Annotated in this window: 12 protein-coding genes and 1 pseudogene; all 13 read left to right on the forward strand. The window is 34.6% G+C overall.

The window, feature by feature from the left end; all coding sequences use genetic code 11:
- Window positions 1-123: 123 nt before the first annotated feature.
- The 13 genes and pseudogenes from EI427_RS05015 (at window position 124) to EI427_RS26315 (ending at window position 20,437) form a co-directional block, all read left to right on the forward strand.
- Entirely contained in the window at window positions 124-3,213 is a 3,090-nt protein-coding gene (locus EI427_RS05015) for a SusC/RagA family TonB-linked outer membrane protein (RefSeq protein WP_126612277.1), read from the forward strand.
- A gap of 11 nt (window positions 3,214-3,224) precedes the next feature.
- Window positions 3,225-5,096: a SusD/RagB family nutrient-binding outer membrane lipoprotein gene (locus EI427_RS05020; protein WP_126612279.1), complete on the forward strand. Its 1,872-nt coding sequence runs from the start codon at window positions 3,225-3,227 to the stop codon at window positions 5,094-5,096.
- A 16-nt stretch (window positions 5,097-5,112) separates the two neighbouring features.
- Window positions 5,113-6,348 (forward strand): hypothetical protein, encoded by a 1,236-nt coding sequence (locus EI427_RS05025; protein WP_126612281.1) that lies wholly within the window; start codon window positions 5,113-5,115, stop codon window positions 6,346-6,348.
- Window positions 6,349-6,619: 271 nt separating this feature from the next.
- The gene (locus EI427_RS05030) at window positions 6,620-8,881 is read left to right on the forward strand and encodes a GH92 family glycosyl hydrolase (RefSeq protein WP_205727900.1); all 2,262 of its coding nucleotides are present in this window, start codon (window positions 6,620-6,622) and stop codon (window positions 8,879-8,881) included.
- A gap of 54 nt (window positions 8,882-8,935) precedes the next feature.
- Window positions 8,936-9,673 carry a copper homeostasis protein CutC gene (locus tag EI427_RS05035; RefSeq protein ID WP_126612283.1) on the forward strand — a complete coding sequence of 246 codons (738 nt, stop codon included), beginning with the start codon at window positions 8,936-8,938 and terminating at the stop codon, window positions 9,671-9,673.
- A gap of 15 nt (window positions 9,674-9,688) precedes the next feature.
- Window positions 9,689-10,933, forward strand: coding sequence for a PNGase F N-terminal domain-containing protein (locus EI427_RS05040; RefSeq protein WP_126612285.1), 1,245 nt, complete (start codon window positions 9,689-9,691; stop codon window positions 10,931-10,933).
- An 85-nt stretch (window positions 10,934-11,018) separates the two neighbouring features.
- Window positions 11,019-13,613, forward strand: coding sequence for a beta-mannosidase (locus EI427_RS05045; RefSeq protein WP_126612287.1), 2,595 nt, complete (start codon window positions 11,019-11,021; stop codon window positions 13,611-13,613).
- A 22-nt stretch (window positions 13,614-13,635) separates the two neighbouring features.
- Window positions 13,636-15,063: a glycoside hydrolase family 125 protein gene (locus EI427_RS05050; RefSeq protein WP_126612289.1), complete on the forward strand. Its 1,428-nt coding sequence runs from the start codon at window positions 13,636-13,638 to the stop codon at window positions 15,061-15,063.
- Window positions 15,064-15,135: 72 nt separating this feature from the next.
- A complete protein-coding gene (locus tag EI427_RS05055; RefSeq protein ID WP_126612291.1) occupies window positions 15,136-16,221 on the forward strand; it encodes a carbohydrate-binding family 9-like protein in 1,086 nt (361 codons plus the stop codon).
- Between the two features lie 27 nt (window positions 16,222-16,248).
- Window positions 16,249-17,322 carry a putative glycoside hydrolase gene (locus EI427_RS05060; RefSeq protein ID WP_126612293.1) on the forward strand — a complete coding sequence of 358 codons (1,074 nt, stop codon included), beginning with the start codon at window positions 16,249-16,251 and terminating at the stop codon, window positions 17,320-17,322.
- Between the two features lie 233 nt (window positions 17,323-17,555).
- Complete coding sequence (locus EI427_RS05065) at window positions 17,556-18,395, forward strand: endonuclease/exonuclease/phosphatase family protein (protein WP_126612295.1); 840 nt, start codon at window positions 17,556-17,558, stop codon at window positions 18,393-18,395.
- 57 nt (window positions 18,396-18,452) lie between these two features.
- Window positions 18,453-19,171 (forward strand): annotated as a pseudogene (locus tag EI427_RS26310) (glycoside hydrolase family 97 N-terminal domain-containing protein); the annotation flags it as partial.
- A 36-nt stretch (window positions 19,172-19,207) separates the two neighbouring features.
- Window positions 19,208-20,437: a glycoside hydrolase family 97 catalytic domain-containing protein gene (locus tag EI427_RS26315; RefSeq protein WP_262708877.1), complete on the forward strand. Its 1,230-nt coding sequence runs from the start codon at window positions 19,208-19,210 to the stop codon at window positions 20,435-20,437.
- Window positions 20,438-20,689: the final 252 nt, after the last annotated feature.

Here is a 20,689-nt window from a genome sequence, read left to right on the forward strand (position 1 = left end):
CATTTTTAATATAATCTACTAAGATTTTAATAATTGATTTCTGAAATAAATAACACATAAGGTACAAGATATCATTATTGAAATTTTAGCTAAATTTATCTAATTTCTATTCATTTTATCAACATGAAAAAACATTTATTACTGTTATGTAGCATCTTTTTGATGCTCAGTAACGCGTATGCTCAAGACCGAGTAGTTACGGGTACTGTAAAAGACGTGACGGATGATTCACCTCTTCCAGGCGTCAACGTTGTAATTAAAGGTACTGCTAGTGGTACTGTTACAGATTTAGATGGTAAATTCTCCATTTCTTTAACATCAGATCAAAATGCATTGGTATTCTCTTTTATTGGATATACCTCTAAGGATGTTACAATGACCAATGCGTCAAATATCACTGTAAAATTAGATATCGATGCAGAAGAACTTGAAGAAGTAGTAGTTACAGCATTAGGTATTGAGCGTTCAGAGCGTTCTTTAGGTTATGCAATGCAAGAAGTTTCTTCAGAAGATTTAGGATCAGCTGGTTCTTCATCAAATGTAATGAACTCTTTATCTGGTAAAGTTGCAGGTGTTCAAGTAGCACCAGTAGGCGGTGGTGCTGGTTCTGGTTCTCGTGTAGTTATTCGTGGTAATGCAAATTTATCAGGTAATAATCAACCGTTATATGTAATAGATGGTGTTCCGATCTCAAACAGTACTTTAAAAGATGCAGGTGATTCTTCAGATTCCGGAGATGTAAACACAGGTGACGGTTTATCTTCAATCAACCCAGACGATATCGAATCTATGTCGGTATTAAAAGGTGGTTCAGCAACAGCCTTATATGGTTCTAGAGCAATAAATGGTGTTGTATTAATTACAACAAAAAGTGGTACTAAAGGGAAATCTTTAGGGATAGACTTTAATACAGGTGTTACATTTGATGCTGTTGGTATTACGCCAAATGATCAAATGCAATATGCTCAAGGTACTTTAGGTTTAGCACCTTCTAATCCTAAAAACCAAACATCTATGTGGGGTCCAAAAATTACTGGACAAAAATCTAAGGATTATTATGACGGGAAAGAAAGAGTAGTATCTGGATACGATAACTATAGATCTTTCTTTAACACAGGTCAGACTTGGAATACAAACGTTGCATTAACAGGTAGTACAGATAAATCAACAGTGCGTTTCTCTTATTCAAATATGGATAACAAAGGAATGGTTGATAACAGTACATACAAACGTAATACTTTCAATTTACGTGGTACAACTAAAATGGTCAATGATAAGTTGAAATTAGATACAAGAGTATCTTACATTAATCAAAAAGCATACAACCGTATGGAAATGGGTAATAGTGTGAATAACTATATGGCGAATATGCTTTCTTTACCTACTACCATTGATCAAAATTGGTTGAAAGATTATAAAGATCCTGTTACAGGTCGCCCAAGAGGTTATAATGATAAAGAGTCTAACCCTTATTGGACAATGTATGAAGTTGTTAACCAAGATCAGTTAGATCGTTTAATAGGGATGGCGAGCTTAACATATGAATTTACCGATTACTTAAAATTAATGGGTAGAGCTGGTACAGATTTTAATAGCTTTAAGCAAGATGTACTACAGCCTTTGTATACTCCTTTCTATGAACAAGGAAGAGCGTATCAAAGATCAAATATTGAGCGTGAGAATAACTTTGATTTCTTATTGATGTACCACAAGCAATTTGGTGATTTTGATATCACTGGTAACTTAGGTGGTTCATATATGAATAATAGAAGAGATTATTCAGATACGGGTTCTAGTGGATTTAATTCTCCAGATTTTCAAAATCCTCAAGCTGGAGCAGATAGATTTTTATCTTATAGTTCTTACGAAAAAGCAATTGCTTCTGTATATGCTACTGCTTCAGTTGGTTATAAAGGGTATTTATTCTTAGATGTTTCAGCAAGAAATGACTGGTCTTCTACATTACCAATTGCAAACAACTCATTCTTCTATCCTTCAGTAAGTGCATCTTGGGTGTTCTCTGATATGGATTGGGATACTCCAGACTGGTTATCATTTGGTAAGTTAAGAGCAAACTTAGCTCAGGTAGGTAGTGATACAGACCCTTATTTATTAGCATTACAATATAACCTTGATGGTAATAACCATAACGGAATTAATATTGGTGGTGTTGAAGGAAATCAAATTCCTAACAGAGTCTTAAAACCTTCAATTCAAACTTCTTATGAAATTGGTTTAGACTTAAGATTCTTTGAAAATAAATTTGGTATTGATGTAGCATACTATAAATCATCTGCTGTTGATCAGATTTTAGGAGTTGATATTTCTAAAGGGTCAGGCTTTGAATCAGCATTAATTAATGCAGGTCAAATTGATAACTCAGGTGTTGAAATTATGTTAAATTACAACCCGATTAAGACAGATAATTTCTCTTGGGATATAACATTCAACACTGCTTATAATGATAATAAGGTAGTCTCATTAACTGAAGGAGTAGAATCTTTCCAGTTGATGTCTATTAATGGAGTATCAGTTCAAGCAAGACCAGGTGAAGCTTACGGTGTGATTGTAGGTTCTAAATATTTACGTAATGAAGCAACAGGTAAAATTGTTGTTGATGAAGGTGGACGTCCTCAAAAAATGGATGGTGTGCATGAAATAGGAAATGGTGTTCAACCTTGGATGGCAGGTTTGAGAAATACATTTAATTATAAAAATGTTACATTCTCTTTCTTAATTGATAGTAAGTGGGGTGGAGATATCTATTCTTCTACCGAGGCTAGTATGTATTCATTGGGTAAACATTCTGAAACTTTAGTTGGTAGAGAAGAATATTATTCAGAAGGTAATACAGGATTCTGGAACCCTGGTAATTTTGTTACAGCAGATGGATCGCCATACACTGGCAATATAGACCCTGAGCAATATTATGGAGCTGTTTCTGGTATTGCAGAACAATTTATCTATGATGCTTCATTTATTAAATTAAGAGAAGTAAGCTTAACATATAGATTCTCGAATAAAATTATTGGTAAGACACCAATCAGAAATTTATCTCTATCAGCAAATGCGTTTAACCTAGGTTATTTATGGAAGAATACGGACAATGTTGATCCTGAATCTTCTTTCACTTCTGGTAACGGACAAGGTATTGAAGTTTCTAACTTAACGATACCAAGAACTTACGGTTTCAAATTAAACGCTAACTTCTAATATTGACTACAATGAATTTAAAAAAGATATTAATTGGAGCATCAGTTGCGGCTGCTACTCTAATGGGTTGTACAAATAAGTTCGAGGAGATGAATCAAAATCCTTGGACAAGTAATGATCTTGATGTAAAGCACTTATTTACATTTTCACAATTGAAAATGTATGCTTCTGGACATGAAGGTTGGAGAGGGAACTTGATTATGTCTGGTCCTTACGCTCAAAACACAGCAAACTTATACAGTACTGCTGGTGGATTTGGAACATCTGATGGGTTCACAAGTCCAACATGGGATTTGATCTTTGGTGATATTATAAAAAATATTACTGACGTGATGACTCGTTTAGAGAATGAAGAAAATTCTGCTCCTAAAATTGCTCAAATGAGAATTGTACGAGTAGTAAATCTACTTAGAGCAACTCAAATGTATGGTGATATCCCTTATTTTGAAGCAGGTAAAGGATACACAGAATTAAACTACTACCCTCAATTAGATCCTCAGAAAGATATCTTAGTTGATATGGCAAAAGAGTTGAATGAGGCAAGAGATATCATTTTAGCAGATAAAGATACTTATATCTTTACTTATGATTTGTATTCTTCAGGTATTGCAGGTGCTGCAAAGTACGCTAAGCTTTGTAATTCATTACTAATGAAAATTGGTTTAATGATGTCTGAAGGTGATGCAACTGAAGGTGCTAGAATTTTTAAGGAAGGATTTAACGGTACTGGTGGATATATCGAAACATGGAATGATGCAGTTTATGTTGCTCATGTAAGTGAAGGAGGGCCTTGGGGTCAACATATTAATGGTACTGGTATTGCAATTGAAGGTCAAGTTGGTGGAGCATCTTATGCTTATATGTCAGAGTTGGCTTTACAACAAATGCAGGCTAAGAAAGATCCTAGATTATTTAGAATTACGCATCACTTAACGTATGAAGGTGGGGTAATTGCAGCAATGGGAGATACAACGCAGTATACTAACTTTAATCCATTCTTATCATCAGGAGGTGAAGGTACATTTGTAAATGCTTCTTATAGAGGGGTAAGACTAGGTGATAGAGGAGATGGTAATAGAGGTATTTATTACAATCAATCACAGGGTAAAGTGATACAATCTGCTTATTGGTTAGGTCAAAATGATAATTATCCTGATTTTAAAGGGAAAGGTGAATTTGCTACAATGGCTGCAGTAAGTCCAGCAACATTTAACAGACTTTCTCCTTCTATCGTAATTGGTGCAGATGAAATTCAATTTATGCTTGCAGAAGCAAGTTTAAGAGGGTATGGCGTTGGAAATGCAGAAACTGCATACAAGAATGCTGTTGAATTAGCATTAACAAAATATGATGCAATACCTTTTCCTGGAAAAGACGTAGAAACTAAATATGAGGAATTATATAAACGTCAAAATGATGCTTCTTATTCTCATGATGCAGCCATGACTACTTATGTAAATAATGCAGTTTCAGCTTATCAAGGTGCGGCTTCTACAGACGATAAATTAGACGTGGTAGCGTATGAAAATTGGGTAGCATTAATTGGAAATGGTTATGAATCTTTTGCAAATTGGAATAGAACACATTTACCATCAATTGTGAAATATCAATTAGCTCAAAGTGATAAGACTTATCAGTTACCTGCATTTGCTAATGATCCAATTTTAAACCCTGGAGAAGCTCAAAATGGTTCTGAAAATACGGAATTACATTCATTTGGTGTAACAAATGGTATTAGACCATCTCGTTTCCCATATCCAAATAGAGAATTAACTGTTAGCCCTACAAATACTGAAGCTGCGATCCAGAGACAAAGATCTGCTGTAAACGTTGGGGTCTCTACAAACTTCATTGCAGTTAAACAGTGGTATAGTGCTAAATAATAAACTGATTATTAGAATGAAAAAGTCAAATATATTATATTTTATATTGTTGTTAATTATTTCTTTTTCTTGTAAAGATGAAGATGTTAACACTCCTATAGATACTACCTCATCAACAATCAGTTCAACTGATAGTACTAGAGTAGAAAATGGTTTTTCGGGTACGCAAGGATCTTTTAAAGATTTTACAATAATATACCGAGCACCTAGTTCAGGAATTAATAATTTAGTGTTATCGACAAAGAGTCTTTTACTAAATGATGGTAATGTTATTAGAGAAGTTGCTCCTGTAAAAGTTGATTTTGCAATGGAACCAACAACTGCAGATGAAAAACTTTTGCATTCAGCTTTTAATGTAGATTATACAAAAGTTGCTGGAGCAAAAGAATATGTAATGACTATTCCTTCAAGTTTAATGAATATTCAGTCTGCAGGTGATTTATCTTTTGAAACTTTTGTTAAACAAGATACGTCAGATGCTAGACCTTCTAAAGCTGTTGTAAGTTTTATTGTAAATGTTGCAGCAGATCAACCAGAAATCTTGTTCTTTAATGCAAATGGAGATACACTCACAGGTAAATACAGTCTTACAGTAAATGAAGTATTAAAGTTGAGAACAGTTGCTAATCAAAAAATCACATCTTTTGAAATAGCAGTAGTTGATATTAACCAAGATACCACAACTACTAACCTTCCAGTTATAGGAACAAAGATTGATTCCTTATTAACTACTTTAAGTGATGTTTCTTTATTATTAGGTAAGGTTGTAGATGAAAGAGGTAATGAAAGTACAATTAAACTCGAAATTGCTGAATACAGTAGATTAGCTTCTCAGACAAATACTCTTTTATATTCAGGCCCTGGTCAAAGTGATAATGCAAATTTAGATCTTAATGCAGGAATTGAATATTCTGGTTATATTAATAAAGATTCGATCGGCATTGTTACACCAACTTCAAATTCAACAGGGGTAATGGTTGAAATATCTGAAGATGAGTATATAGTTTTAAGGGATACTGCATATAGCAGTAGTGCTGAAAAACAAGTTGTCTATCAAGTGACTGAAGAGCTTTATGGAATGAAGAGCGAAATGGGTTCATCAAGTATTCCAGAAGCTGAGACTAAGTATTATATTGTTAAGAAAACAGATCAACAATATTCTGTAGTTCAAGTTGCTAGAACTGTAAAAACTTCTGAAGCAAATATAGATTATTTCCTTTCAGAAGAAAGAACAGTTCCTTTTGAACATTAGAAATAGATAAATCAAAAGCCACCTTTCATTAATTTGACTGGTGGCTTTTTTGCATTTAAACATCAGTGTATTTTCTTGTTTCATTTATAGAAAGACTGTAAATAAGCATATTTAGGAATTTGTTTGTTCTTATTTACAAAAGTTATCAGAATAAATGCGTGTTTATGCGTGTTTGTTTGCGTGAATGTGAGTGATATTTATTATTTTTGTCGTAGATGAAACACTTATTATACTATTAATCTACAAGGAACCTTACTTAAATTTATTAACCGTGTCAACAATCAATTACATTAAAAAAAGTTTGGCTGTATTAGCAATGGGATCATCATTGTTAAGTTGTCAGACAGAAATGCCCCAAGAGGCAGAAACAAAGAAATTAGTCGATTATGTTGATCCATTTATTGGAACAGGTGAACATGGTCATACTTTTCCGGGAGCAACTTTACCTTATGGGGGTGTACAATGTAGCCCGGTAAATGGTGTTAGTGGTTGGGACTGGGTTTCAGGTTATCATATCTCAGATTCACTATTAGTAGGTTTTGGCCATTTACATTTAAGTGGTACTGGTATTGGCGATCTTAACGATCTAATTATCTTACCAACAGATAAAGAACATACCTTAGATCCGAAAGAAAACGATAGAGCTAAATTACCATATACAGAAAAATATACTCATTCTACAGAGGTAGCACACCCTGGTTATTATGCCGTAACATTAGAAAATAGCGGTATTAGAGCAGAAATGACAACAGGTTTACGTGTTGGTTTTCATAGATGGACTTACCCTGCTAATGCTAAAGCGCCTTCTATGATTATTAATTTAGGATATGCTACAAACTGGGATGGCGTAACGGAAACGGCACTTTCAGAAAAAGGAAAAAATACAATTATTGGTAAACGACTATCTAAAGGATGGGCGGAAGACCAAAGAGTTTATTTTGAGATGAATTTCTCAAGAGATATTAAAGATATTAAAATTGAAAAAAGTGGAAATCGTTTAATTGCACAAGTTGTTTTTGATGGAGTTGATAATCAAAATCAAGTAACAGCAGCAATGGGTATTTCTTCTGTATCAGTAGAAGGTGCTCATGTTGCACTAGAGCAAGAAGCTAAAGGTTATTCATTTGATTTAAAACGTCAGGCTGCATCAACTATTTGGGAAAAAGCATTGGAACAAATTAAAGTGACGACTACTGATGCAAAAGCGCGAGAAATCTTCTATACAGCATTGTATCATTCTAAAATTGCACCAGTAACACATTCAGATGCATTAGGTGAATATAAAGGTGCAGATCATAAAATTCATAAAGCAGAAGGATTTACGTATTACAGTACTTTCTCTCTTTGGGATACATTTAGAGCTGTTCATCCATTGTCTACAATTATAGAATCGCAAAAAAGAAATGCTGATTTTATTAATACAATGTTAGCACATTACGATGAGACTGGTGTACTTCCTGTATGGTCTTTAGCTGGTAACGAAACAAACTGTATGACAGGATACCATGCAATGCCTGTGTTAGCAGATGCCGTTTTAAAGAACATTAAAGGTATAGATGCTAATAGAGTTTTTGAGGCAATGCAAGCAACTTCTTTACAAGATGCTAGGGACTTAAAAGTGTATAAGAAATATGGTTTTATTCCTTCTGATAAAGGGGGAGAATCTGTAACAAAGACATTAGAATATGCTTATGATGACTGGTGTATTGCTCAAGTAGCAAAGCATATTGGTAACGAAAAAGCATACCAACAATACATGAAAAGATCAGAAGGATATAAACCTCTTTTTGATAAAGAAACAGAATTTATGCGTGGGCGCTTAACAAACGGTAAATTTAGATTGCCATTTGATCCTGCTGAAGCAAACCACAGAGAAAATACAGATTATACAGAAGGTAATGCGTATCAACATAGTTGGTTTGTATTACAAGATGTACAAGGGTTAATTGATTTATTCCCATCAAAAGAAGCGTTTGTAGCAAAATTAGATGAGTTGTTTACGGCATCTTCTGAATTAACAGGAGATAATGTTTCCCCAGATATCTCAGGTTTAATTGGACAATATGCTCACGGAAATGAACCAAGTCATCACATAGCGTATTTATATGATTATGCGGGAGCTCCTTGGAAAACACAAGAAAAAGTAAGAGAGATATTAGAAACTCAGTACGATAACACCCCAGAAGGTATTTCTGGAAATGAGGACTGTGGACAGATGTCTGCTTGGTATGTATTTAGTAGCCTTGGCTTCTATCCGGTTAATCCAGCGCAAGGAATTTACGCTTTTGGTAGCCCGATATTTGAACAAGCTGAGATAAATACATCAAATGGAAAAGTGTTTAAAGTAGAGGCAAAAAATGTAAGTAAGAAGAACATTTACATTAAGTCAGTTACTTTAAATGGAAAGGCACTAGACAGGTTATATATCACACATAAAGAAATTATGACTGGTGGTACATTAACCTTCGAAATGTCTGATAAACCTAATAAAGAGTTGGGGGTAAATACACCTCCTCCTTCAAATACGATTTAAGAAGAAAATAACATTGGGAGAGTCGATTCTTACTCTCCCTTTAATTGATTAACGATGAAAACGACATTAGAAATTTGCTCTTACACTGTTGATTCTGCAATTAACGCAGAAAAAGGTGGGGCAGATAGAGTAGAGTTGTGTGGAGGACGTTTAGAAGGTGGAACATCGCCAAGTGAAGGGATGATGATGACAGCAAGAGAAAACGTTCAAATTGATATTTATCCTATTATCAGACCAAGAGGAGGAGACTTCTTTTTTACAGACTTAGAATTTGCAGAAATGCTTCAGGATATCAAAACGGCAAAACGTGTTGGTATGAATGGGGTAGTGATTGGCGCTTTAACTTCAGATGCTAGAATTGATAAAGAACGTTGTAAAGTTCTTGTGGATACAGCCAAACCTATGGGAGTTACATTTCATAGAGCTTTTGATATGACAAGAGACATGAAAGAAGCACTAGAAGACCTTATTGATTTAGGAGTGGATAGAGTATTAACTTCTGGAGCAAAAATGACTGCTTTAGAAGGTGTTGAAGAACTAAAGGCACTTGTAGAGCAAGCAGATGGCAGAATTGAAATAATGGCAGGAAGTGGAGTTTTACCGGTGAATGTTAAAGAAATTATTTTAAAATCTGGTGTATCAGCAGTGCACTCGTCGGCTTCTAAAATTGTAAGCAGCCAAATGACATTCCAAAACGATGGAGTAGCAATGAGCAAAGAAAGTTCAGGTTCTGAGTACAGTCGTTCAATAACGTGTCAAGACACAGTAGAATCTCTCAAAAATAAAATATAAAACGATTAACTTATCATGAAAAAGCACATAGTGTACTTACTCTCACTAACAGTATTAGCAGTAAGTTGTGGACCAAAAGAAATTCCAGCAATTGGAGATAAAGTGTATCATGTTTTTGATAATGAGCACTTATATTTTGATCCAGAATTAACTAAAGATGGTATTAAAGAAAGTGATTCAGAACCATTTTATATTGAGTCTGGTAGAATCATGTTACGTAAGATCTCTATTCCTAAATTTGAAAGAGATACTAAAGTAACCATTGTTGTAGAAGAAACTTCTGCAGGAGACCGTTGGGATAAGTCGGGTTCAGTTTTCATAATGCCAACAACAGGAGCAAATTTATTGAGTGTTGCTAAAGGTGTTTACACTTTAGAGCATACAGAAGATGCTGAAACAACAGATAATTACCCTGGTATGGTTGCTGAAGGTGAATTTACACCAGCAACAGAATTAATGCGTTTCATGACTCCATTTGGTGTAGGTTTCTATTCTGATAGAGATACAGCAAAATACCCTAACCGTATGCCTGTTTATATTGATGGGTGGGCTAAAAAAGCAATGTGGAAACAAGATATTACACAATTATTACCTCTTTTAGAAGGTGAAGTATATGTTGGTGTTCACATTGATACTTGGACAAAAGAAGGATATAACGTAGATGTAAAAATACGTTTTGATGAATCAGAAAATGCATATGCACCTGCAAAAAAACGTTGGGTAACTCCAGTTCTAAATTCTGTAAGATATATTCCTCCGCAAAGAGGTTGTGATAAATTTCAACGTGCAGATGTAGGAACAGAAGTTACAATACCTACAAATGCTAAAAACGTAAACTTAGCCTATATTACTACCGGTCATGGTGGACATAGTGGGGGTGATGAGTTTGTTGAAACTGAAAATATTATCAAGTTAGACGATACTCCTTTTTATCAATTTGTTCCTTGGAGAACAGACTGTGCTTCTTTCAGAAGATTTAACCCAACATCAGGTGTTTGGTTAGAGAAAAGAGAAGTGGCTTACATTGATTTCAAAAAAGGAAAATACGAAAAGAAAGAAGTAGAAGAGCCAATTGCATCATCAGATTATTCTAGATCAAATTGGTGTCCTGGTTCAGATGTTCCTCCTGTAATAGTTCCTATGGACAAGGTTACAGGAAAACACAAAATAACAGTAAGTATGCCTACTGCTCAGAAATTAGAGGGAGACCATCAAAATTTCTGGTTTGTATCTGCCTACTTATTTGGTGAATTGAATTAAGCGATAAATACCATCTGTCGAAAATACTTGACAGGTGGTTTTTATTATTCGAATTTGGGTGAAAGAACGCACGATTATCAAAAGTATGAAGACTATCAATTTTAAGAATTTAATTCTCGTATTATTTTCTGTATTAACAGTAGGTTGTACAGAAGATTGGATGGATACATCTAACGCCAAAAAACTATTTCCAATAAATAATAATTGGGAGTTTAAACAGGCTTCCAAAAAACAATGGTACCCAGCTACTGTACCGGGAGTGGTACATACCGACTTATTTGCTAATAAACTTATTGAAGATCCATTTTATCGTCAGAATGAAAAAGACTTACAATGGATCGAAGAGGAGGATTGGGTGTATAAAACTACCTTCGATGCTCCTGTTTCTGTAGTAGAAAAAAATAGATTTTCTTTACAGTTTAATGGATTAGATACTTATGCTGATGTTACATTAAATGGCCAACAAATATTGTCTTCTGATAATATGTTTGTGGGCTATGATGAAGAAGTAACATCACTTTTAAAAGAGAAAGGAAATACGTTAGAAGTTTATTTCCACTCGCCTATAAAAATGACAAAGCCTTTAAGAGACAAGGCTGGTTATGAATACCCTGCAGATAACGATGCTAGAGCAGAAAAATTTAGTATTTATTCTCGTAAAGCACCCTACTCATTTGGTTGGGATTGGGGCCCTCGTTTTGTAACATCAGGTATTTGGAGAGACATCAATTTAATGGTGTGGAAAACGGCAAAAATTGAAGATGTTTATATACAGCAAGTTTCTCTTACAGATCAGAAGGCAGAATTAACAGCTACGGTTGAGGTTTATTCTGATCAAAAAACTACTGCTAAAATCAGATTAAAAGCTGATGAACATACTTTCTCCTCTCAGAAAAAAGAAATCACATTAGAAAAAGGGAAAAATACCATTACACTTCAAGCTACAATTGATCAACCCGAAAGATGGTGGCCAAATGGTTTAGGAGAGCAGCGTAGGTATGCAATTTCAACTGATTTAATGGTCGAAGAAGAAATTGTTGATCAGAAAATAGAGAAGATTGGTTTAAGAACTGTAGAACTTATTAATGAGCCAGATAGCTTGGGAGAAAGTTTCTTTATAAAAGTAAATGGTCAGCCTGTTTTTATGAAAGGAGTAAACTATATTCCACAAGATAGTTTCTTGCCATCTGTAACCAAAGAGCGTTACGATTGGATGATTGAAAGTATGACAAGTGTGCACATGAACATGGTGCGTATTTGGGGTGGAGGAATTTACGAAAGTGACTATTTCTATGATCAGTGTGATGAAAAAGGACTTCTGGTATGGCAAGATTTTATGTTTGCTTGTACACTTTACCCAGGTGATAAAGATTTTGTTAAGAAGGTAAAAGCAGAAGCAGAATACAATATTAAGCGTTTAAGAAACCGACCTTCTATTGCACTTTGGTGTGGTAATAATGAGGTTGGCGTTGCATGGGACAATTGGGGATGGCAAGATTCTTACGGTTGGAGCAAAGAAGTACAAGACCAATTAGTAGCAGATTACAATAGGTTATTTAAAGAAGTACTACCAGAAATGGTCAATACTTATGATAAAGGACGTTTCTACTTTCCATCATCTCCAATATCAAATTGGGGTAAGTTAGAAGATTTCTCAAAAGGAGATAATCACTTTTGGGGTGTATGGCATGGCAAATATCCATTCGAAAGTTTTAAAGAATACGTACCTCGTTTTATGAGTGAGTATGGCTTCCAAGCGTTCCCATCTTTTAAAGCAATAAAGAAGTTTACAATTGAAGAAGATTGGGGTTTAGAAACGGATGTAATGAACACGCATCAGAAAAGTTATACAGGTAACGGACTGATTAAGGTGTATATGGAACGTGACTTTAAAGTACCTTCTAATTTTGAAGATTTTGTGTACGTTGGTATGTTGTTACAGGCAGACGGAATGCGTCAAGGGTTTGAGACACACAGACGTAGAATGCCGTATTGCATGGGTACTTTGTATTGGCAATTAGACGATTGTTGGCCTGCCGCTTCGTGGTCGTCAATTGATTATTATGGAGAGTGGAAAGCATTACATTATGCTGTAGAAAGAGCGTTTAGACCTCAAATATTATCCTCAGATATAGAAGGAGAACAACTAAAAGTGTGGTTAGTAAACGATGAATGGTCGCCAAGAAAATCAACTTTAGAAGTAGAGTGGAGAACTTTTAAAGGAGAGACTTTAGCAACAAAACGCTACCCAATAGAAATTAGAGGTAACGAAAGTAAAGTTGTATTAGAAACATCACTTACAGAAATTTTAGGCCGAAAATCTACTTTAAAAGAAAGAAAAGGAATGTATATGATTTTACGTTCTGTGGAAGAATCTGGGCGTAATGATGCGCATAATTATGCATTCTTTGTTAAACCTAAAGATCAGCAATTACCACAAGCCACAATTAGTACAGATGTTATAGAAGAAGATGGTCAGCTTTTTATAAAATTATCATCTGATGTATTTACAGAGAGTGTAGCCTTAACTATCGAAGGAGATGCAGTAGCTCATTTTTCTGATAATTATTTCCATTTACCTACAAAAATGGAGAAATACATAACAGTAACACGTACAGAGTTGACAGCTACCGAACTAAAGAAAGTACTAACTGTTAAGTGCCTAAATAATTTAAAATAACTACCCCTTATCATATACTAAAATGCAACGCAGAGATTTTATTAAAACAACAGGCGTATTTGCTTCTGGTCTAACAATGGCCGGAGGAAGTACATTAGCTTCAGACTTATTAAAAGATAAATTTACATCGTACCGACCTGCCGTTGGAGAACGCAAGTTTACATCTAAAGCAGTAGAAAAAGTAATTAAACAAGTGGCCAAAAAAATTGGCGACGATGAGTTACGTTGGATGTTTGTAAACTGTTATCCAAATACTTTAGATACCACAGTAGAATTTACAATGAATGGTGATAGACCAGATACATTTGTAATAACTGGAGATATTCCTGCAATGTGGCTAAGAGATTCAACTGCTCAAGTTTGGCCTTATTTACCTTTGGCAAACGATGATGACGATTTAAAGTTGATGATAAAAGGTTTGGTTAACCGTCAGGCAGCTTGTGTTTTATTAGATCCTTATGCAAATGCATTTGAGAAAGACCCGACAGTAAAATCTAAATGGGCAAAAACGGATATTACAGACATGAAACCAGGAACGCACGAGCGTAAATGGGAAATTGATTCTCTATGTTATGCTGTTCGTTTAGCAAATGGGTATTGGAAAAAAACAGGAGATGCATCTATTTTTGATGAAACTTGGCAGAAATCGACAAGGTTAATTGTCAAAACTTTTAAAGAGCAACAAAGAAAAGATGGAGTAGGACCTTATACATTTTCAAGAGTAACTCAAAAGTATGAGGATACAATGGCCAATTGGGGAGCTGGTGCTTCTATGAAAACATGCGGTTTGATTGTTTCATCATTCAGACCTTCTGATGATTCTACTTTACTTCCATTTTTAATCCCATCAAATTATTTTGCAGTTGCTTCTTTAATGCAGTTGGCAGATATCTACGCAAACGTTGTAAAAGACAATGCCTTTGCAGACGAGTGTATCGCTTTAGCGGAAGAGGTAAAAGCTGCTCTTAAAAAGTATGCAGTAAAAGAGCATTTAGATTTTGGAGAGATTTTACCTTTTGAGGTAGACGGTTATGGTAATCAGTATTTTATGGACGATGCCAATGTACCGAGTTTATTATCAATGCCTTATTTAGATTGTATGGATGTAAATGATCCTCTTTACCAAGCTACGCGTAAGTTTGTTTGGAGTGAAAGTAATCCTTACTTCTTTAAAGGTAAATTTGAAGGAATTGGTGGCCCTCACGTTGGTCTTGATTATGTGTGGCCAATGTCCATCATTCAGAAAGGCTTAACTTCTCAGGATCCTGAAGAAATGAAATGGTGTTTAGATCAGTTAAAAGCAACACATGCAGATACTGGTTTTATGCACGAATCTTTCCATAAAGATGATCCTAAAAAATATACACGTTCTTGGTTTGCTTGGACAAATACACTCTTTGGAGAGCTAGTGTATAAAGTTTATCAGCAACACCCTGAGTTATTAAAATAAAAAGTAAGGCGTAATTTCTTGAGGTATCTACTACATCAGAAGTTACGCTTTGTACTATTATACTTTTACAGAATGAGATTACTATCAACATTATTTATCTTAACTTTTTTTAGTCCATCTTATGGGCAAGAATACCCTACGCCAGAAAGTTACCTGTGCTATAAATCAACTAAACCAATTAATGTTGACGGTATTATAGACGAAAAAGATTGGCAAAAAGCCGAATGGACTGACTTATTTGTGGATATAGAAGGAGATAAAAAACCTTTACCAAAATACAAAACAAGAGCTAAAATGCTTTGGGATGATGAGTATTTATATATTTCAGCAGAACTTCACGAACCTAATTTGTGGAGTACAATTACAGAGAGAGATGCTGTGATTTATCATGATAACGACTTTGAGGTATTTATTAATCCTAATCCATCATCGCAAATGTATTATGAGTTTGAAATGAACTTGTTAAACACTGTATGGGATTTAATAATGACAAAACCGTATAGAGATGGTGGTTCTTACATGAACTCTTGGCATATAGATGGTTTAAAATCTGCAGTTAAAATGTACGGTACTTTAAACGATCCGTCTGATGTAGATGAGAAATGGACTTTAGAAATTGCTTTTCCTTGGAAAGTTATCGGGCAAGAAAAACCTACTTTAATTTATCCTAAAGAAGGCAAAAGGTGGAGAATTAATTTTTCTAGAGTGAATTGGGATTTAGATGTTGAAAACGGTAAGTATGTAAAACATATAGACCCAGATACAGGTAAGCCAGCCGCTGAATACAATTGGGTATGGTCTGCACAAGGAGAAATTGCCATGCACATGCCAGAACAATGGGGTTACATTCAATTTACTGAAAATAAAGTAGGTAATAAAAAGAAGATTGATGTCTCTGAAACAGAAGGAGAACGTTTACATCGTCAGCTTTTTGATATTTATAGATTACAGAAAAAATATTGGTATGAACACAGAGTCTATGCCAAAACTTTTGATGAACTCGGTTGGAAAACAATCATGAAATATAATTCCGAAGAACTACAACCTGAGCTAAATCAAGTAGCAGGTGGTTTTGAGGTTGTTTTAACAGTACCACAAGAAGATAAAATTTACGTGGTACGTCATGATAGTTCATCAGATGTAATCTCAATTAAATAAATAAAAACACGCATAAAATTATATATAATGGACAAAAGAGAATTTTTAAAAATATCTGGTCTAGCCGCTACAGGAATGATGGTTGGACTTCCTTTATTTGGCAAATCAACAAAATTACCAAAACGTTGGATGTGGTTACATGCTCACGACGATTGGACGGATGCGAAATGGGAAGAAAAATTAGATCAGCTAAAAGAAATAGATATTCAAGGTGTGCTATTAGGAGGGAATAAAGCTACTTTCGAGAGAATGTACCCACTTTTAAAAGCAAGAGATATAGAAATGCATGCTTGGATGTGGACGCTAAATAGAAATGGCGACGAGGAAGCTAAAAAACATCCAGAATGGTATACTATAAGTGGTGATGGTAGATCTTGTTCAGAATATCACCCTTACGTAGATTATTACCAATGGGTTTGCCCGTCTCAAGAACCAGTACAAGAACACATTATTAAACAAGCTGTTGAGTTAGCAAAAATTGATGGAGTAAAAGGAGTGCATTTAGATTATGTACGTTTCTCTGATGTAATTTTAGCATCGTCTTTACAACCGCTTTATGGTATTGTTCAAGATAAAGAATATCCAGAGTGGGATTTCTGTTATTGCCAAACGTGTAGAGACAAGTTTTTACATGAAACAGGGACAGATATTTACGAAGTAAAAGACCCAACAGCATCAGAAGAATGGAGGCAATTTAGATACGATGCAGTAACGCACCTTGTGGATAGAATCTACGATGCTGTGCATAAGGAAGGTAAAATGTTGTCAGCAGCTGTTTTTCCTTACCCAGAACTAGCACGAAAAATTTGTCGTCAATCATGGGACGACTTTAAACTAGATATGGTATTCCCAATGGTTTATAATAGCTTTTATGAAGAACCAACAGAGTGGATTAAGTTTGCCGTAGAACAAGGAGTGAAAGATCTAAAACAAAAGTATAAAGAGCCATTATTTACAGGTTTGTATACTCCAGCTTTACCTAATGAAGAGGATGTTGTAGAAGCCATTAAACTGTCTAAAAAAGGAGGAGCAAAGGGTTTTGCAATTTTTGATTTAGGAGGAATGAAAGCACCACATTGGAATGCTTTAAAGAAAATATAATTTTTTGATAAAGAGTACTCTAGCGTATTTAATCAAATGATAAGTTAGAGTGCTTTTTTATTTACTTACTAGCTGAAAACTACCTGTATTAATGTGTTTTTGAAGACTTTTATCATCTTCAGGATTGATAAAAAAAGATAAATTTGTTATCAATATTCAATAAATTACTGTATTACATATTTCTGTTAGAACTTAACAATTCAGAATGTGGCAATACTCTTTTAAAGTAGCAGATGAAAAATACTATAATCTTACTATTCCTATTATTAGGAGGATCAATTATTACACAAGCACAAGATAAAAGCATTAACATGATGAGTTTCAACATTAGGATGAATACGCCTAATGATGGAGAAAATGCATGGCCAAACCGTAAAGATTGGGTTGCTGATGTTATAAAATTTAATAAAGTAGATATACTAGGTACACAAGAAGTTCTTTTAGGTCAGTTAAATGATTTAAAGAAGAGTTTACCAGAAATGACTGCCATTGGTGTAGGTAGAGATGATGGGAAAGAAGGTGGAGAATTTTCTTCTATTTTCTTTAATACCCATAAATTTAAATTAATTGATTCTGGTACATTTTGGCTATCAGAAACACCAGAAAAACCAAGTAAAGGGTGGGATGCTGCTTTACCAAGAGTTTGTACTTGGGTAAAATTAAAGCACAAAGCATCTAAAAGAACACTTGTTGTAATGAACACACATTACGACCATATGGGGGCTGAAGCTAGAGTTCAGTCGTCTAAGTTGATTAGTAAAAAAGCACAAGAAATGGCAGAGAATGGTAAAGTTCCTGTTGTTTTAATGGGAGATTTAAACAGTATTCCAACTTCTGCTGCAGTACTAGAGTTACAAGGTGTTTTCCAAGATACGAGACCTTTGTCTCTATTAGCTCCGTTAGGACCTACGGGGACTTTCCAAGCATTTGATTACAACAGCGATTTAATAGATCAGATAGATTATATAATGGTGCACGGCTACTTTAAAGTAGTTAGATATGCACATATTACGGAAGCAAGAGATCATAAATTCCCTTCAGATCACCTTCCAGTTTTTGTAGAATTACAATAATATTAGAGTATGAAAAACTATATAAACCTAAGTATTGCTATAATTTTTAGCATGTGCATGTTTTCATGTACACCAACTTATTTAACATCAACATCTCCGGATGAGACATTAACTTTAGAATTTGATTTAGACAAAGAAGGTAAACCTTGGTATAAATTAACTTGGGCAGGGGAGTCTATCATAGAACAATCTTATTTAGGATTTGATATCAAAGGACAAGAACCTTTATCAAGTAATTTTGAGGTAATTGGAGAATTAAGAAATACCTTAAACCAAACTTGGGAACAACCTTGGGGGAGAACAAAAAAGTGGTTGATCATCATAATGAATTAACCGTATCCTTGCAGGAAAAAGATGGTTTAAAAAGAAAGCTAAATATCATTTTCAGAATCTTTAATAATGGTATGGCTTTTCGTTATGAGTTTCCTAAACAAGAAAATCTATCAGATTTTGTGATTATGGATGAGAAATCTCAATTTAATTTCTCTAACAACCATGAAGCTTGGTGGATTTGGGCAGATTATGATACCTATGAAAAACTGTACAACCATACAACGATAGATTCTGCAACTTGGGTAGCAACTCCAGTAACGTTTAAAACGGCGAACAATCATTATATCAGTATTCATGAAGCAGCCTTGACAGATTATGCAGGGATGACTTTAAAAATGAGAGAAGATGGGAAATTCAGCTACGAGTCTGCATTAGTACCTTGGGCAAATGGTGATAAAGTAAGAACATCTGCACCTTCAAAAACACCTTGGAGAACAATTCAAGTAGGACATCAAGCGGCTGATCTTGTAAATTCTAATATGATTTTAAACCTTAATGAACCATCTAAAATAGAAGATACTTCTTGGATTAAACCAATGCAGTATATCGGAATTTGGTGGGAATTTCATATCGGAACAAAAGAATGGAAAGAAGGACCGCGACAAGGAGCAACAACCAAGTCTGCTAAGAAGTATATTGATTTTGCAGCCAACCACAATATTGGTGGTGTAGTTGTAGAAGGATGGAATTCTGGTTGGGACAAATGGGGACAAAAGGACGCGTTTGACCATATCACTCCTGCAAAAGGTTACGACTTAGAAGAAGTTGCTAAATATGCAGCAGACAATAATGTATCTTTAATAATGCATAATGAAACGGGTGGAGATATTCCATCTTATGAAAAATATATGGATCAGGCTTTTAAGTTATATCAAAAGCTAGGTATTCATGCATTAAAAACGGGTTATGCAGGGGGTATTTTTCCTAGAGGAGAACATCATCATGGTCAGTTTATGGTTAATCATTACAGACATGTTGTAGAGATGGCCGCTAAATATGAAATTGTTTTAGATGCTCATGAGCCAATTAAGCCAACAGGTATAAGAAGAACATGGCCAAACATGATGACGCGTGAAGGAGTAAAAGGTATGGAATGGAACGGTTGGAGTGATGGTAACCCACCAAATCATACATTAATTTTACCTTTTACAAGAATGTTAGGCGGACCACTTGATTATACGCCAGGAATCTTTGACGTAAAGTATGAAAACTCTCCAAATAGAGTAGCTTGGAATACTACAGCAGAGATAATGAACGAAGCTAGAGTACATACTACTTTAGTAAAACAATTAGCGTTATCAATAATCTTGTATAGTCCACTTCAAATGGCTTCGGACTTAGTAGAAAACTATGAGAAGGAGCTTAAAGCCTTTAAATTCTTAGAATCTTCTACTGCAGATTGGGACGAGAGTATCATGTTAAATGGTAAGATTGGTCAGTTTGCAATTACAGCAAGAAAAAAAGGAACAGAATGGTTGTTAGGTGCAGCAACAGACGAAACAGGCAGAGCAGTAAGTATAAGCCTTGATTTCTTAGAACCTAACAAAGTATATAAAGCAACAATTTATGCAGATGCTCCAGGTAGTACTTATCTGTTAGCACCAACTAAATATGTTGTAACAGAAAAAAATGTAACGTCTACAGAAGCATTGTTAATTCAAATGAATTCTGGTGGTGGTACAGCAATCCACTTTGAGGTGTTGCAATAAGTAAGTTAGCTTTCTAACTTTGGGAGAGAGGTTGTTTTAGGATACTAAGACAACCTCTTTTTTGCTTTAAAACTACTTATTCTTTAAATTTTTGAGAGAAAATTTAATCCATTTCTATCAATAAATGTTGTGTATATTGTTATTGATATTTATTAGCAAAATACAGTTTTTAATTATAAAAGTCCTATTGAATTAGATTGATATTTGTATTGTCAAATAAAAAGTAAGCGACCTATTTTATTAACAAACTGA

The sequence above is a fragment of the Flammeovirga pectinis genome (genome assembly GCF_003970675.1).
GTDB classification, from domain to species: domain Bacteria; phylum Bacteroidota; class Bacteroidia; order Cytophagales; family Flammeovirgaceae; genus Flammeovirga; species Flammeovirga pectinis.